Annotated in this window: 2 protein-coding genes and 1 pseudogene; all 3 read left to right on the forward strand. The window is 60.8% G+C overall.

Features of this window, described 5'->3' with window-relative positions:
- Positions 1 to 68: 68 nt before the first annotated feature.
- Positions 69 to 422, forward strand: a complete 354-nt coding sequence (locus tag D3227_RS40310; RefSeq protein ID WP_147377836.1) for a hypothetical protein — start codon at positions 69 to 71, stop codon at positions 420 to 422.
- Positions 398 to 1,210 (forward strand): hypothetical protein, encoded by an 813-nt coding sequence (locus tag D3227_RS40315; protein WP_120019461.1) that lies wholly within the window; start codon positions 398 to 400, stop codon positions 1,208 to 1,210. Before D3227_RS40310 ends, D3227_RS40315 begins: the two co-directional genes overlap by 25 nt.
- Positions 1,161 to 1,378, forward strand: a pseudogene (locus D3227_RS42485) (ISKra4-like element ISMet1 family transposase); the annotation flags it as partial. The gene D3227_RS40315 and the pseudogene D3227_RS42485, both read left to right, overlap by 50 nt.

The following is a 1,378-nucleotide window of genomic DNA, read 5'->3' on the forward strand; positions in this document are numbered from 1 at the left end:
TCTGGGGTTGAGCACGGATTGTTAGGCCCGAGCAGTTCATCACCGTCGCTTTGTTCGGAGAAGCAACGATGGCGGTGGAGTGGACAATTACAATCGAGGGAAAGAGCGAGTTCGGCGACGTTTGTCGTCGGGAGGTCCGGGTCGACAAGAGCTGGGAGCGCCTGTTCGACGGCGAAATCGGCCTGTCGATCGAAGACGGCAAGAAGATCATGACGGCGCTGCAGAGCGCGGTCGTAAACCAGGAGGTGAATGCCTATACTCTGTTTCGGCGGGCTTGCCCGGACTGCCACACGTTCCGGCCGGTCAAAGACATACGGCGCGCCGGATCCGAACTGTGTTCGGCACGGTGGAGGTGCGCAATCCCCGCTGGATGCTGTGTGGGGATTGCCATCCAGGGATGGTCGTTGCTTTCGCTCCACTGAAGGAAATCTGCCCGGATCGGGCGACGCCCGAGCTGATGGAACTGACGGCGCGGCTGGGAAGCATGATGCCGTACCGGCAGGCCGCCAGAGTGCTCACCGAATTTCTGCCCATTGAGCCTACCGAGACGCATGCGACCGTGCGCAAGCGCACCATCAGGATCGGTGAACGGCTGGACGAGCAGGTTGCAGAGGAAGAACGGCGCGCAAGGGCGCAAGCTGATGATCGACGCCAGCTCGAAATGGAGCTTCCCGGCGATCGGCGCAAAGAGTTTATCATCAGCATCGACACAGCGCATGTGCGCAGCGCCGATCCCAATGCAGCGCGAAACTTCGAACTCGTTGTAGCCAGATGCGGTCGCGGCGGTCGAGGCGAACCCGGTGGCCGCTATTTCGTGACCAGCAGCACCGACCAAACCGCAATCCGAGATCGAACGCTCCACGCGCTTCAGCAAGAAGGATATTGCGGCTTTGGCGACGTCACCGTGATCTCGGATGGCGCCGAAATCCTGAAGCGCCTGCCCCGCGCCATGCCAAGGCCGACCACCCATATCATCGACTGGTTCCACATCGCCATGAAGCTCCAACCAATGCAGCAGATCGCCGACCACATGGTTCGATCTCGCGGACGGTGCCAGGCCCCTTCCAACCATCCACAGGGACATCAGAGCCGTGAAGTGGCGCCTGTGGCATGGGCGCGTCGATCGCGCGATCCGCGACCTGGAGCAACTCTTGGAGAGAGTGAAGGATTCGCAAGGAGACAGCGAGTTCTCGATCGCACGGCTTCATAGCCTCGCCTCGCAGCTCCTGAACTATGTCAGATCGAACCGCGGCGCGATCGTCAACTATGGCAAGCGATACCGAGCTGGGCTTCGTGTCGCCACCAGCCTCGCCGAGTCAGCAGTGAATTCGCTTGTCGGCAAACGCATGGTCAAGAAGCAGCAGATGCGCTGGTCTCT

The sequence above is a fragment of the Mesorhizobium waimense genome (genome assembly GCF_003601975.1).
In the GTDB taxonomy this organism is placed as follows: Bacteria; Pseudomonadota; Alphaproteobacteria; order Rhizobiales; family Rhizobiaceae; genus Mesorhizobium; species Mesorhizobium waimense.